The 13,281-nt window shown below is 70.4% G+C and carries 13 protein-coding genes; 5 read left to right on the top strand and 8 right to left on the bottom strand.

Annotation, left to right across the window (positions count from 1 at the left end; translation table 11 throughout):
• Positions 1-12 precede the first annotated feature (12 nt).
• Genes QNI14_RS00745 through QNI14_RS00735 form a run of 3 tightly spaced genes read right to left on the bottom strand, consistent with a single transcriptional unit; the run spans position 13 to position 3,419 of the window.
• Positions 13-1,506, bottom strand: a complete 1,494-nt coding sequence (locus tag QNI14_RS00745; RefSeq protein ID WP_283714278.1) for a sensor histidine kinase — start codon at positions 1,504-1,506, stop codon at positions 13-15.
• A gap of 51 nt (positions 1,507-1,557) precedes the next feature.
• On the bottom strand, positions 1,558-2,793 hold the full coding sequence (locus QNI14_RS00740) for a CpaE/TadZ family protein (protein ID WP_283714277.1): 1,236 nt from the start codon (positions 2,791-2,793) through the stop codon (positions 1,558-1,560).
• Positions 2,790-3,419, bottom strand: coding sequence for an SAF domain-containing protein (locus tag QNI14_RS00735; protein WP_283714276.1), 630 nt, complete (start codon positions 3,417-3,419; stop codon positions 2,790-2,792). The genes QNI14_RS00740 and QNI14_RS00735 overlap by 4 nt, the downstream gene beginning before the upstream one ends.
• Before the next feature lie 98 nt (positions 3,420-3,517).
• On the opposite strand from QNI14_RS00735, the gene QNI14_RS00730 reads away from it, so the two are divergent.
• Positions 3,518-3,787, top strand: coding sequence for a helix-turn-helix domain-containing protein (locus QNI14_RS00730; RefSeq protein WP_283714275.1), 270 nt, complete (start codon positions 3,518-3,520; stop codon positions 3,785-3,787).
• On the top strand, positions 3,784-4,128 hold the full coding sequence (locus QNI14_RS00725; RefSeq protein ID WP_283714274.1) for a LysR family transcriptional regulator: 345 nt from the start codon (positions 3,784-3,786) through the stop codon (positions 4,126-4,128). The genes QNI14_RS00730 and QNI14_RS00725 overlap by 4 nt, the downstream gene beginning before the upstream one ends.
• A gap of 29 nt (positions 4,129-4,157) precedes the next feature.
• Here the strand turns inward: QNI14_RS00725 and QNI14_RS00720 are convergent, their stop codons facing one another.
• On the bottom strand, positions 4,158-4,751 hold the full coding sequence (locus QNI14_RS00720) for a hypothetical protein (RefSeq protein WP_283714273.1): 594 nt from the start codon (positions 4,749-4,751) through the stop codon (positions 4,158-4,160).
• 139 nt (positions 4,752-4,890) lie between these two features.
• On the opposite strand from QNI14_RS00720, the gene QNI14_RS00715 reads away from it, so the two are divergent.
• The gene (locus QNI14_RS00715) at positions 4,891-5,328 is read left to right on the top strand and encodes an Rv3235 family protein (protein WP_283714272.1); all 438 of its coding nucleotides are present in this window, start codon (positions 4,891-4,893) and stop codon (positions 5,326-5,328) included.
• A 13-nt stretch (positions 5,329-5,341) separates the two neighbouring features.
• On the opposite strand, the gene QNI14_RS00710 is transcribed toward QNI14_RS00715, so the two are convergent.
• Entirely contained in the window at positions 5,342-6,565 is a 1,224-nt protein-coding gene (locus QNI14_RS00710; RefSeq protein WP_283714271.1) for a pyridoxal phosphate-dependent aminotransferase, read from the bottom strand.
• Positions 6,566-6,672: 107 nt separating this feature from the next.
• A complete protein-coding gene (gene secA / locus QNI14_RS00705; protein WP_283714270.1) occupies positions 6,673-9,456 on the bottom strand; it encodes a preprotein translocase subunit SecA in 2,784 nt (927 codons plus the stop codon).
• Positions 9,457-9,607: 151 nt separating this feature from the next.
• Here secA and QNI14_RS00700 point away from each other — a divergent pair, with 151 nt between their 5' ends.
• Both QNI14_RS00700 and QNI14_RS00695 read left to right on the top strand, forming a co-directional pair.
• Positions 9,608-10,930, top strand: coding sequence for a hypothetical protein (locus QNI14_RS00700; RefSeq protein WP_283714269.1), 1,323 nt, complete (start codon positions 9,608-9,610; stop codon positions 10,928-10,930).
• Entirely contained in the window at positions 10,930-11,760 is an 831-nt protein-coding gene (locus tag QNI14_RS00695) for a serine hydrolase domain-containing protein (protein ID WP_283714268.1), read from the top strand. Before QNI14_RS00700 ends, QNI14_RS00695 begins: the two co-directional genes overlap by 1 nt.
• 67 nt (positions 11,761-11,827) lie before the next feature.
• Here QNI14_RS00695 and hpf read toward each other — a convergent pair whose 3' ends face one another.
• Positions 11,828-12,493: a ribosome hibernation-promoting factor, HPF/YfiA family gene (hpf, locus tag QNI14_RS00690; protein WP_283714267.1), complete on the bottom strand. Its 666-nt coding sequence runs from the start codon at positions 12,491-12,493 to the stop codon at positions 11,828-11,830.
• Between the two features lie 28 nt (positions 12,494-12,521).
• A complete protein-coding gene (locus tag QNI14_RS00685; protein WP_283714266.1) occupies positions 12,522-13,238 on the bottom strand; it encodes a phosphoribosyltransferase family protein in 717 nt (238 codons plus the stop codon).
• Between the last annotated feature and the right edge of the window lie 43 nt (positions 13,239-13,281).

The raw sequence follows: 13,281 nt of genomic DNA, 5'->3' as shown, positions 1-13,281 counted from the left end.
CGGATCGTGCGCTCAGCTGCGATCGCGCCCGATGTAGCGCATCGGGATCTCGATCGTCACCTCGGTACCGCTGCCCATGAGCGTGTGCCAGTCGATCGTTCCGCTGAGTTCACCCTGGATCAGGGTGCGCACGATCTGGGTGCCGAGCCCCCGGCCGACCTGCCCCTCGGGCAGGCCGACGCCGGAATCGCGGACGCGCACTTCGAGCTTGTCGTCGTCGCGCTCCGCGACGATCTCGACCTCGCCCTCCTTGTCGGCGAGGCCGTGCTCGACGGCGTTCGTGACGAGCTCGGTGAGGGCGAGTGCGAGCGGCGTCGCGTATTCGCTCGGCAGCGTGCCGAACGCGCCGGTCTTGAGCGTCCGCGCGCGCGTGTTCGGCGACGCGGCGACCTCGGCGACGAGCTTGAGCACGCGGTCGAACACGTCGTCGAAGTCGACGCTCTGGGTGAGGCCCTCCGACAGCGTGTCGTGCACGACCGCGATGGCCGACACCCGTCGCATCGCCTGCGTGAGCGCATCCCGCGCCTCGTCCGAGTGCGTCCGGCGGGCCTGGATCCGCAGCAGCGACGCCACGGTCTGCAGGTTGTTCTTCACCCGGTGGTGGATCTCACGGATCGTGGCATCCTTCGTGATGAGCTCCTGCTCCTGGTGCCGGATCTCACTCACGTCGCGACAGAGCACGATGGCGCCGATGCGGTTGCCGTTGTCTCGGAGCGGGATCGTGCGGAGCGACACCGTCACGCCACGGGCCTCGAGGTCGGCGCGCCAGGGCGCGCGCCCCGCCATCACGATCGGCAGTGACTCATCGAACTGACGGGATGCCGGAAGGATCGCCGTCGCGACCTCGATGAGCGACTCCCCCTCGAGCTCGTCGTCGAATCCGAGCCGGTTGAACGCCGACAGCGCGTTCGGGCTCGCGAAGGTCGTGACGCCGTCCACATCGAGGCGGATGAGGCCGTCCGATGCTCGGGGCGCGCCGCGGCGCGGTGAGGTGGGTGCCGCGAGGTCGGGGAAGTCGGCCGAGGCGACCATCCCGAACAGGTCGTCGGCGCAGTCGTTGAACGTGATCTGCTGCCTGGAGGGGGTGCGCGCCTCACCGAGGTTGGTGTGCCGGGTGAGGACGCCGACCACTGTGGGCGGCGTGTGCTCGGTGCCGCGTTCACGGACGATCGGCACCGCGCGGACGCGCGTCGGGGTCTCCTCGAACCAGTCCGGCGAGGCCGAGTCGACGACGCGCGCCTGCGTGAACGCGTCCTTCACCTGGGTCCGCCACTGCGGGCGCACCAGGTCACCGACGATGTCACGGTAGAAGAGCGTCGCAGCGCCGCTGGGGCGGGTGTGGGCCACGGCGATGAACGAGTCGTCTGCCGTCGGCACCCAGATCACGATGTCCGCGAAGGCGAGGTCCGCGAGCAGCTGACCGTCGCCGGCGAGCCGGTGGAGCCACTCGATATCGGCAGCGGAAGAGCGCCCCTGGGCGTAGACGAGGTCACTGAGAGTCGACACGCCTCCACCCTAGAACGCCCACCCTCGGTGGACGCGCACAGCGCCCGCCCGTCAGGCGGTGCGGGCGAGCCGCCGGCGCGTCGCAGCGCGGGACGGCGGGGTGGATGCCGACACCGTGAGGGTCTCGGCGACGAGGCGGCGCACCGCCGTGGCGATCGCCGACCGCGGTGCCACGTGTGCGATCGGGCGGGCCGCGAGCATCGCGGCATCCGTCCCCTTCGCGTCCCACGGGACGAAGGACACCTCCGAGACACCCGCGTATCGCTCGAGCGTGCGGCGGATCTGCCCGCGCGCGTCGATGCCGAGCGCGCCGGGGCGGGTTTTGTTCACCACGACCCGGACGGGCGTCGTTCCGACCACCGCGCGGAGGTCCGGCCACGCGCGGACGAACCGGGCCACGCCGACGGGATCGGCGGCCACGACCGCGATCACCAGGTCGGCCGCCTCGAGCGCAGCGCAGGTTGCGGCGTTTCGTCGCGGTCCGTCGACGAGGTCGCTGACGATCTCCTCGTCGCGCTCGAGGGATGCCGCGACGTCGACCACCACGTCGTCGACCCAGTCTCGGCATCCCTCGAGTGCCGCGAGCACCCGGGCGGCGGAGAGTTCTGGCCACCGCCCCGGTCGGTTCACGCCGGTCAGCACGTCGACGTCGCCGAGCGACGCGGCGATCCGGGTGAGCTCGGCGACAGTGAGCGCGCCCCGCTCCGCCTGCCGGCACGCGGCCGCGAACCCGGGGCCTTCGTCCGCCAGACCGGTCGCGAGTGCGAGTGACGGCGCGTGCGTGTCGGCGTCGACGAGTGCGACGCGGCGGTCGCCGCCTGCGAGCGCGCAGGCCAACTCGACCGCGAGCGTGGTCCGTCCGGGCGAGCCGTGCGTGCCCCACACCGTGATGACGCGTCCTCTGGTGGGCGGCGCGACCTCGGTGTCGGACTCGGTCGCCGTCAACTTGGCCACGCTGTCGTCGATCCCGCGCGGGACGAGTCCGAGCGATGCGGCCAGCCGCCGGTCGGCGACCCGTTCGCACAGCGGCACGACCCGGACACCGAGGCGATCACAGGCGGCGACGAGCTCGGCGCTCAGCGAACCGGCGCGCACGTCGACGAAGAGCAGATCGGCGCGCGAGAGCTCGGCGAGGAGCTCGGCCGCCTCGGGCGTCGACAGCGCGTCGCGGAGCGCGGCCGCGAGGCGCGCGGCCGCCACGACGGCCCGTACGTCGACCGCGTCGTCGCGCAGCCGATCTGCGAGATCCTGCGCCCGGCGGCCGTCGACGGCGACCACCGCCTTCACGATGCCGCTCCCGAAATCGGCACGACCGAGAGCCCGGATCCGTCGCCGAGTGCCGCCAGTGTCGCCGCGACGTCGGCGCGCGCGATCACCAGCTCGAGCGAGACATCCTCGCCCGACACGACCGCATCGTCCCGAGAAACAGCGACGACCGTGGCCGAGGGCACCAGGATGCGCGGCGTGCCGTACTCGCCGCGCTCCCCCGGCGGCGCCGCCCACACCTCGACGACGCTGCCGGTAGTGACCGACGCCGAGACGTCCCCCACGGTACGGACGACGACGGTCGTGGTGGTCGCGGCGGCGGCATCCGCCATCGCCGTCCGTGGCACGAGCTCACCCGCCTCGATCGTGCGCGTCGCAACCGCGCCGGGTTCGAGCGATGTGGGCGACGCATACGCGTCACCGGACTGCCCCAACGCGACCTCGACGACGTGGAGGTCGGATGCCTCGACGATCTCGCCCGGCACGATCGTGCGCGCGGCGGCGAAGACCGGCGCGGTCTGCCGCGCGCTGGCGACGACGATCCAGACACCCGCGACGGATGCCACGATGAGGGCGATCCCGAGCAGGAATCGCGCGTCGGCCCAGAACGCGCGGGGCTTCGGGCGGACGGTCTCAGCACTGGTCATGACGACATGCTGACCGAGGCGGACGGTGAGCGGCGCTGATTTTCCACAGCCCGGCGCGGGTCCGGCCGAGGCCGCCCCGAGGCGCCGATAATGGGGGCATGCCCGAGAACCCGTCATCGCGCATGCTCACGCCCGCACAGGTCGCGGAGATGCTGCAACTCGACGTCGACGAGATCGTCGCGCTCGTGCTCGACGGGCGCCTCCGCGGCGCGAAACTCGGCTCGCCCGCCGTGTGGCGAGTCGAGGCGGACAGCGTCGAGGACTACCTCGACGACGAGGCAGAAGCCACGCGGCGCCATGCGCTGTGGCACCAATCCAATGCCGCGAGCTTCCCGGAGCTGTGGGGACGGGGACGGCGAGGCGAGTGAACGTCACCTATCTGCAGCGTTTCCTCGCGGTCGCCGAACACCTGCACTTCCCGCGCGCCGCGATCTCGCTCGGCATTCCGCTCGCCTCGCTGTACACGTCGATCGACAAACTCGAGGCCCAGGTCGGCGAGACACTTGTGCACCGCGAGAAGCCGACCACCTTGACCCCTGCCGGCACTGCGCTCCTGCGCGACGCGCCCCGACTCATCGCCGAGGCGCCGCCGCCCGTCGAACGACCCAGCGTCCCTGCGGGCGGGAAGGCGAAAGCGTCGAAGGGCAAGGGCCGCGCGCCGATCGTCAAGGGGCAGCCGAAGCCCTACAAGAAGCGCCAAGGCCGCTGAGAACCCAGAGCTGCTGACGCGGCATCCGCTCAGATCACGGTTGCCGGCGTCTCCAGCCTCACCGCGACGAGCGCGGCAAAGGGCACGATGCGGTGCCCGGTGACCATGTCGGCGCGTCGGGGCGCGTCGTGGTCGTGCAGCGCGATGTCGAGATGATCGGATGCCGCCCGATCGATCGTCCCCGCGAGCGAACGCCCCGACACGGTGCGGAGCGTCACCGGCACCCGCCGCCGCACCAGATCGCGCAGCACGAACCCGAAGGTCATCCGCTCCCGCAGGCGCGAGACCGTGCCTCCGCGAGCCGAGCGGAGGATGTCCGCGTGCGACGCCCCGATCGCGGTGATCGCCGCTGCGGGGAGGATCGTCGCGCCACGTGCGACAGCGCCCGCATCGAGCGCGATCCAGTCCGGGCCACTCGCGACGAGCGTTCCGGAGAGGTCGTCCCCGCCGGCCAGCTCGACCGTGACGGACGTCTCGCCCACGCAGAGCGCGGCGAGGCGTTCGGCGAGGCCGAGTCGCGCCACACGCAGCCGTTCGGCTTCGGTGTCGAGGGCGGCCCGCTCGGCCTCCCATTCGGAGTCGAGCTGGTCCTCGAGGTCTTCGAAGAATCGATCCCAGCGCACGCGGCGACTGTATGGCATCGCCTGATGCCAGGTCGGTCGCTGTCCACATGTTGGAGGATTCTCATCCCGGCACGCTCGCCGCTGTGCTGTACTCGGGTCCACTTGCGAAGCCCCTCCCCTGTCGACGAGAGGAACCGACATGGCACACCCCGCAACCGACGACGCCCGACTCCCCCGTTCGGGGAGCGCCCTCGACGTCGCCGAGTACTTCGCCCCGCAGCGGACCTCGTCGGAGGACCTCCCCGAGATCGAACCGCTCGTGAAGAACCTCACCATCGGCGTCCTCGAAGTGCTCGCCGGGGTCCGCGAGGTCGACCAGCTCGCACGCTGGCTCGGTGAAGACGCCTACCGTGCGCTCGTCACCCGGTCGAACCTCTCGGCCCGCGCGCGCAGCGCTCGCGGGGTCGCCGCAGTGCGGCCCGCGCACCGGATCCTCACGCAACGACTGTGCGAGCCCACCGACGGCGTCGTCGAAGCGGTCGTCGTGGTCGCCGGTCCCGCCCGCACCCGCGCGGTCGCGATGCGCTTCGAAGGCTGGGACGGCCGCTGGCGGGCGAACTCGCTCGCGCTGCTCTGACGGCGGTGGGCAGCTACTGCCGGTACGACGACAGGAAGTTCCCGAGCCGCTCGATCGCCTGCGTCAGCACGCGCGCCTCGGGCAACGTGACGATGCGGAAGTGATCCGGCGTCGGCCAGTTGAATCCAGTTCCCTGCACGAGGAGCACGTGCTCCGCGACGAGGAAGTCGTAGACGAACTTGGCGTCGTCGTGGATCTCGTACACGTTCGGGTCGAGCCTCGGAAACGCGTAGAGCGCACCCTGCGGCTTCGCGCAGCTCACGCCGGGGATCGAGGTGAGGCCCTCCCACGCGGCATCCCGCTGCTCGTGCAACCGCCCAGTCGGGGCGATGAGCGAGTCGATCGACTGCACACCCGACAGCGCCGCCTGCACGGCGAACTGCGCGGGGACGTTCGGGCAGAGCCGAGTGGATGCCAGCAGTTGGATGCCCTCCAGGAACCCGGCGGCGTGCCGCTTGGGACCGGTGATGACCATCCACCCGGAGCGGTAGCCGGCGACGCGGTACGTCTTCGAGAGCCCGTTGTAGGTGAGGCAGAGCAGGTCGGGAGCGAGGGTGGCGAGCGGGATGTGCTCGGCGTCGTCGAACAGGATCCGGTCGTAGATCTCATCCGACAGCAGCAGGAGGTCGCGCTCGCGCGCGATCTCGACGATGCCCTCGAGGATCTCGCGCGAGTAGACCGCGCCGGTCGGGTTGTTCGGGTTGATGACGACGATCGCCTTGGTGCGGTCGGTGACCTTCGCCCGGATGTCGTCGAGGTCGGGCTGCCAGCCGGCCTCATTGTCGGTGCGGTAGTGCACGGGCGTGCCGCCGGCGAGGCTCGTCATCGCGGTCCACAACGGGTAGTCCGGCGCCGGGATCAGCACTTCGTCGCCCTCGTCGAGCAGCGCCTGCATCGTCATCGTGATGAGCTCCGAGACGCCATTGCCGAGGTAGACGTCGTCCGGATCGAACTTCGGGAAGCCGGGCACCTCTTCGTAGCGCGACACGATCGCGCGGCGAGCGGACATGATGCCGCGGGAGTCGGAGTAGCCGTGGGCGCGCGGGATCGCCTCGATCATGTCGCGGACGATCTGGAACGGCGCCTCGAACCCGAAGACGGCGGGGTTTCCGGTGTTGAGTTTGAGGATCGTGTGACCCTCGTCCTCGAGGCGGTCGGCCTCGACCAGTGCTGCCCCGCGGATCTCGTAGAGGACGTCTTTGAGCTTGGACGACTGATCGAGCATGCGGGGTGTCATCGGATCAGACTATCGCCGACCCGGCGGTCCAATCCGAGGCCGGTGGCCTGCATGACGAACGCCGAGCCGTTCGGCTCGGCGTTCGTCATGCGCGGGTCGGTGCCGCGTTACTTCTTCTTCTCGGCGCGGCGCTGGGCGCGGTTCTGCGGCGCCGCATCAGGGGCGTCGGTGCGCTGCCCGAACGCGCCGCGAGCAGCCTCGGCTGCGGGAGCCGACGACTGCTGCTGTCGCACCTTCGTGGTCGCCGCCTGCTGCACCTGGCCGCGGTCGTTGCGGACCTCGACCTCGCCCGCGTCGTTCGCCGCGGTGTACTGCAGCTTCTGCGCCTCGATCGTCGGCGCCGTGAGGCCCTTCGCCTCGACCTGCGCGTCGATGTCGCCGCCCTCGGCCTGGCGCACCTCGACCTCGAGGTTGTAGAGGAAGCCGACCGACTCCTCCTTGATCTGCGCCATCATCGACTGGAACATCTGGTAGCCCTCGCGCTGATACTCGATCAGCGGGTCGCGCTGCGCCATCGCGCGCAGGCCGATGCCGTCCTTGAGGTAATCCATCTCGTAGAGGTGGTCGCGCCAGCGGCGGTCGAGCACCTGCAGCACGACGCGACGCTCGAGCTCGCGCATCGCGGGGGTGCCGAGCTTCTCCTCACGCGCGGCGTAGGCGATCTTGGCATCCGACAGCAGTTCGCGCTTGAGCAGCTCGGGCGTGATCTTGCCCTTCGCGCCGCTCTCGGCGACGACCTCGTCGATCGTGACGCTCACCGGGTACAGCGTGCCGAGCTCAGTCCAGAGCGCGTCGAAGTCCCAGCTCTCGTTGTGGCCGGTGCCGGTGTGGTCGTCGATCACGGCGCCGATGGCGTCCTCGATGAAGTGCTCCACGCGCTCAGAGAGGTCGTCGCCCTCGAGCATGTGCCGACGGTCGGCGTAGATCGCCTCGCGCTGACGGTTGAGCACGTCGTCGTACTTGAGGACGTTCTTGCGGATCTCGGCGTTGCGCGACTCGACCTGTGCCTGCGCGCTCTTGATCGCGCGGCTCACCATCGACGATTCGATGGCGACGTCGTCGGGGAAATTCGTCCGCGAGAGGATCGCCTCGGCGGCACCCGACTGGAACAGTCGCATCAGGTCGTCGGTGAGCGACAGGTAGAACCGGCTCTCGCCCGGGTCGCCCTGACGGCCCGAGCGGCCCCGGAGCTGGTTATCGATACGGCGCGACTCGTGACGCTCGGTGCCGAGCACGTAGAGCCCACCGGCGTCGACGACCTTCGCCGCCTCTTCGCCGACCGTCTCCTTGACGGCGCCGTACACGTCGTCCCAGGCGGCTTCGTACTCGTCGGGGGTCTCGACAGGGTCGAGCCCCTTCGACTTCATCTCCTGCACGGCGAGGAACTCGGCGTTGCCGCCGAGCATGATGTCGGTGCCTCGACCCGCCATGTTCGTCGCGACCGTGACGGCACCGAAGCGACCGGCGCGCGCAACGATCTCAGCCTCGCGGGCGTGGTTCTTCGCGTTCAGGACCTCGTGCTTGACGCCCTTCTTCGAGAGCAGGCGCGACAGGTACTCGCTCTTCTCGACGCTGACGGTGCCGACGAGCACCGGCTGCCCGGACTCGTGGCGCTCGGCGATGTCTTCGACGACCTGCGCGAACTTCGCCTGCTCGTTCTTATAGACGAGGTCTGGCTGGTCCTTGCGGACCATCGGCCGGTTGGTCGGGATCGGGACGACGCCGAGCTTGTACGTGGACATGAACTCCGCGGCCTCGGTCTCGGCCGTACCGGTCATGCCCGAGAGCTTGTCGTAGAGACGGAAGTAGTTCTGCAGCGTCACCGTGGCGAGGGTCTGGTTCTCGGCCTTGACCGCCACACCCTCCTTCGCCTCGATCGCCTGGTGGATGCCCTCGTTGTACCGGCGGCCGACGAGGATGCGACCGGTGTGCTCGTCGACGATCATGACCTCGCCGTTCATCACGACGTAGTCGGTGTCGCGTTTGAACAGCGCGAGCGCCTTGATCGAGTTGTTGAGGAACGAGATGAGCGGGGTGTTGGCCGACTCGTACAGGTTGTCGATGCCGAGGTAGTCCTCGACCTTCTCGATGCCGGGCTCGAGCACGCCGATCGTGCGCTTCTTCTCGTCGACCTCGAAATCGACGCCTGCCTCGAGCGTGCGCGCGATCTTCGCGAACTCGAGGAACCAGCGGTTCGCCTCGCCCGAGGACGGGCCCGAGATGATGAGCGGCGTACGCGCCTCGTCGATGAGGATCGAGTCGACCTCGTCGACGATGCAGAAGAAGTGGCCCCGCTGGACGAGGTCCTCCTTGCGCCACGCCATGTTGTCGCGGAGGTAGTCGAAGCCGAACTCGTTGTTGGTGCCGTAGGTGATGTCCGCCTCGTACTGCTGGCGGCGCACCTCGGGCGTCTGCCCCGAGACGACGGTGCCGGTGGTCATGCCGAGGGCGCGGTACACGCGGCCCATGAGCTCGGACTGGTACGACGCGAGGAAGTCGTTGACCGTGATGACGTGGACGCCCTTGCCGGCGATCGCGTTCAGGTAAGCCGGGAGCGCGGCGGTGAGGGTCTTGCCCTCACCGGTCTTCATCTCGGCAATGTTGCCGAGGTGAAGGGCGGCGCCGCCCATGATCTGCACGTCGTAGGGACGCTGACCGAGCGTGCGGGATGCCGCCTCGCGGACTGCGGCGAACGCCTCGGGCATGAGCTTGTCGAGCGACTCGCCCGCCTCGTACCGGGCGCGCAGCTCAGCGGTCTCGCCGCGCAGCTCGTCGTCGGTGAGGTGGGTGTAGTCCTCCTCGAGGGCGCCGACCGCCTTCACGACCTGCTGCAGCCGCCGCAGGATGCGTCCTTCGCCGGCGCGAAGCAGTTTCTCGAGTGGGTTGGCCACGGAGGATCTCCATCTGTCAGGTCCCCCCGACGCACAGTGTCGACGGGAGCCGGAGCGCAGAACGCGCAGACATACCCCGCTATGTTATCTGCCCGTGACCTTCGAAGGTGCTGGACAACCTCGAGCGGACCCGGCGACGTAGGATCGGCTCATGGCCGGTTTCTGGGGCAGACGCAAGCGCGAGGACGCGGAGATCGAGGCGCAGGACGCCGAGCTGAGCCGGAAGGCGGGAGCCGCACTCGTCGCCGCAGACGAGCGCATCCGCGTGACCGACGACGAACTCGCGTACGCCGAGATCGAGCTCGGCCGCGACGCGACGAAAGAGCTCCGCAACGCGCTCGACGCCGTCCGCCAGCACATGGGCGAGGCGTTCCACCTCAACCAGCTCAACTTCGACGAGATCCCCGACACTCCCGAAGAGCTGCGCACCCGAAACGCGCGCATCGTCCAGCTCTGCGAGTGGGCCGAAGACCTGCTCGACGACCGCACCGAGAGCCTGGCCGAGTCGATCGCCCGCGCACGCCGCGCACCCGAGATCATCGAAGGCATCCGTCGCGACGTCGCCCGCATGCGCGAGCGCCTGCCTGCGCTGAACGCGACCCTCGAGCGACTGGCGGTCCGATACTCGGATGCCGCGATGCGGACCGTCCTCGGCAACGCCGCAGAAGCCGAGCAGCTCCTCGCGTTCGCCGAGCACAGCGCCGGCGTCTCGGAGCGTCGCCGCGACGACGGCCACCGCGAGCAGGCGAACCTCGCGCTGGAGACGGCGATCGAGGCATCCCGGCGCGCGTCGACGCTGGTCGACGCGGTCGACACCTTCGAGATCGAGGCCCTGCGCGCCGAGTCGACGCTGTCGGCGATCGTCGAAGACTCGCGCGAGGACCTCGTCGTCGCGCAGCCGATGCGCGGCACCCCCGCGGTCGGCGAAGCCGCCGCCGAGCTCGAGGCCGCGCTGGCCTCGCTCACGCCCGCCGGCAGCAAGCCCGACCCGTTCGCCGAACTCAGCCGGCTCCGCACCGCCAATGCCGCGTTGGATGCCGCGGTCGCAAAGGCCCGCGAACGCGCCGAGCGGCCGATCCCCGCCGAGTCGCACGTGCACCACGCGATCGACGACGCGGACCGCCAGATCGGCGTCGCCCGCAGCGTCATCTCCGGCCACCGCGGCTGGATCGGCGCGGACGCCCGCACCCGCCTCGCGGAGGCCGAGCGCATCCGCGGTGAACTGATGGCGTTCGCCGGCCCCATCGCCGAGGACGACCGCGAACGCGCGATGACGCTCGCGCGTCGGGCCGGGCAGCTCGCCGGCCAGGCGCTTGAACTCGCGCAGCGCGACATCGACTCGTCCCGCCCGAACGACTGGGGCGGCGGCGGGTACGGTGGCGGGCGTCGCGGCGGCGGCATGGGTGGCGACATGGTCGGCGGCCTGCTCGGCGGCCTCATGATCGGCGGCATCCTCGACGGCATCTTCGACTGATGTCCGCGCTGCAGGAGGCCGTCGCGCAGGCGGCGACGTGGCCCGCCCCGCACGTGTCGGCTGCGGTCATCACGGCGGACGGTGCGGTCGCGGCATCCGTCGGCGATCAGGAACGTCGATACCGGCTCGCCTCGGTCACCAAGCCCCTCAGCGCGTACGCCCTGCTCGTCGCGATCGAGGAGGGCGCACTCGCCCTCGACCAGCCGGCAGGTCCCGACGGCGCAACGGTCGAGCACCTGCTCGCCCACACCGCGGGGTACGACTTCTCCTCGCACGAGCTGCGCGCCGAGCCCGGCGCCCGGCGCCTGTACTCGAACACCGGTTTCGACGTGCTCGGCGACCTGCTGGAGTCGGAGACCGGCATCGGCTTCGACGACTATGCCCGCGAGGCGGTCTTCGCGCCGCTCGGCATGACGCAGACGACGACCGGCGACTCCCCCGCCGCGGGTGGCTGGTCCACCGCTGCCGATCTGTCGCGCTTCGCCGCCGAGCTGCAGGCACCGACGCTCGTCGACGCGTCCACGCTCGCCCGGGCCACGAGCGTCGCGTTCCCGGAGCGGCGGGGTGTGCTCCCGGGCTACGGCGTGCAGCAGCACAACGACTGGGGCCTCGGGTTCGAGATCCGCGCGAACAAGTCGCCGCACTGGACGGGCGCCTCGAACTCGCCGGCGACGTTCGGGCACTTCGGTCAGGCGGGCACGTTCCTCTGGGTCGACCCCGTCCTCGGCGCTGCCACGGTGGCGCTGTCCGATCGCCCCTTCGGCGAGTGGGCGATCCGCGCCTGGCCGGGATTCAGCGACGGCGTCGTGGCCGCGCTCCGCGCCAATTGACGCAGGACGAGACGGACAGCACGAAGGGCGAATGCCACGCGGCATCCGCCCTTCGCAGGTCGGGGGCTCAGCTCGCCAGTTCAGCGGCCTCCGGAGCCGCGGTCGTGGTCAGCGAGATGACGCCGTAGTCCCAGCCCTTGCGGCGGTACACGACGCTCGGCTGGTCGCTGCGCGCGTCGATGAAGAGGAAGAAATCGTGACCGACGAGCTCCATGCGGTCGACGGCGTCCTCGACGGTCATCCACTCGGGCTCGAAGCGCTTGGTGCGGATGACGACGGGCGTGTAGTCGGCCTCGTCCTCGATGCCGTTCGCGACGGGGATTTCCCCGGTCGCGACCGCCCGGAGCACATCGACCGACGCGGGCTGCACGTCGATGCCGGTGATCGTGCCGCTGCCCTTCTCGAGCTTGGCGCCGCGCGGGTGGTTGCGGGCGTCAACGCGCTTGTCCTTGGCGCGACGGATCTGCTCTGCGAGCTTGGTCACCGCGAGGTCGAGCGCCGCGAACTTGTCGCCGTCAACGGCCTCAGCCCGGACGATCGGGCCCTTGCCGGTCAGGGTGACTTCGACCGTCTCGTCCTCGCGCATGCCGTTGTGATACGCGCGATGGGTGACCTTGATGTCGAGGCGCTGCGCGCGCGGGGCAAGGTGTTCGATGCGGGCCGACTTCTCCTCGGCGACCGAGCGGAAGCGATCACTCACGCTCACTCCCACGCCGACGATATTGATCTCCATCGTGACCTCCTTGTTCCGGTCCACCCGGTCAAGGGCGGACCTGGGGTTCGCCTTGTGTCCCCCCACGGTAGTGCTCCGCCTGCGCGATGTCACCCTCTCGTTCCGAGGAGTTTCCGACGCGTTCGGTATGCCGTGGGGTGGATGCCACGGTACGCGCACCGAGCACGATCGCACCCGCGCTGCGGAGGGCGGAGGCGGCAGCGGTGAGCGTCGCACCGGAGGTGACCACGTCGTCGACGAGGACGACGCGGAGCCCCTCGCACCGTGACGCGGCGAGGGCGCCGGCGAGGTTCGCGGCGCGCTCGACCCGGGTGAGTCCGCGCTGGTCGTCGGGGCGGCGCACCCACCGCAGCACAGGGACGAGCGGGATGCCGGCGCGCCGGGCGACGAGCTCCACGGGGGCGAATCCGCGGCGACGAAGCGATGCGCGCGAGGGCGGCACCGCGACCGCGGCATCCGCCGCGAGGTCAGGGGTCGCGGCGAGCGCAGCCGCGAGCGGGACGGCGAGCGCCGTGCGGCCGTCTTCCTTGTAGGCGCGCAGCGCCCGCGCGGCGACGCCCTCGAAGCGGATGCCGCTCCACACCTCGAGGCCACCGTCGAGGGTGCGACGTTCCGCGCGCGGCAGGAGCGCGGTCGCGCACGCGTCGCAGAGGAGCACATCGACGGCGTCGCACCCGGCGCACCACGTCGGGAACACGATCGAGAGCGCCTCCTGCAAGGCCGAGCGCAGACCGGATGACCGCATGCAGCGAGTCTCATCGGGGCAGGGTATCCGCTCGGCGCCGGCG

This window comes from Microbacterium dauci (genome assembly GCF_030065535.1).
In the GTDB taxonomy this organism is placed as follows: Bacteria; Actinomycetota; Actinomycetes; order Actinomycetales; family Microbacteriaceae; genus Microbacterium; species Microbacterium dauci.
The sequence above is the reverse complement of the archived record's forward strand: the minus strand, read 5'-3'. Positions and strand labels throughout refer to the sequence as shown.

Excerpts from the sequence above, each read along its gene's own strand:
- QNI14_RS00735 (WP_283714276.1), bottom strand. The coding sequence starts at position 3,419 with ATGACCAGTGCTGAGACCGTCCGCCCGAAGCCCCGCGCGTTCTGGGCC.
- QNI14_RS00730 (WP_283714275.1), top strand. The coding sequence starts at position 3,518 with ATGCCCGAGAACCCGTCATCGCGCATGCTCACGCCCGCACAGGTCGCG.
- QNI14_RS00715 (WP_283714272.1), top strand. The coding sequence starts at position 4,891 with ATGGCACACCCCGCAACCGACGACGCCCGACTCCCCCGTTCGGGGAGC.
- QNI14_RS00710 (WP_283714271.1), bottom strand. The coding sequence starts at position 6,565 with ATGACACCCCGCATGCTCGATCAGTCGTCCAAGCTCAAAGACGTCCTC.
- QNI14_RS00700 (WP_283714269.1), top strand. The coding sequence starts at position 9,608 with ATGGCCGGTTTCTGGGGCAGACGCAAGCGCGAGGACGCGGAGATCGAG.
- QNI14_RS00695 (WP_283714268.1), top strand. The coding sequence starts at position 10,930 with ATGTCCGCGCTGCAGGAGGCCGTCGCGCAGGCGGCGACGTGGCCCGCC.
- hpf (WP_283714267.1), bottom strand. The coding sequence starts at position 12,493 with ATGGAGATCAATATCGTCGGCGTGGGAGTGAGCGTGAGTGATCGCTTC.
- QNI14_RS00685 (WP_283714266.1), bottom strand. The coding sequence starts at position 13,238 with ATGCGGTCATCCGGTCTGCGCTCGGCCTTGCAGGAGGCGCTCTCGATC.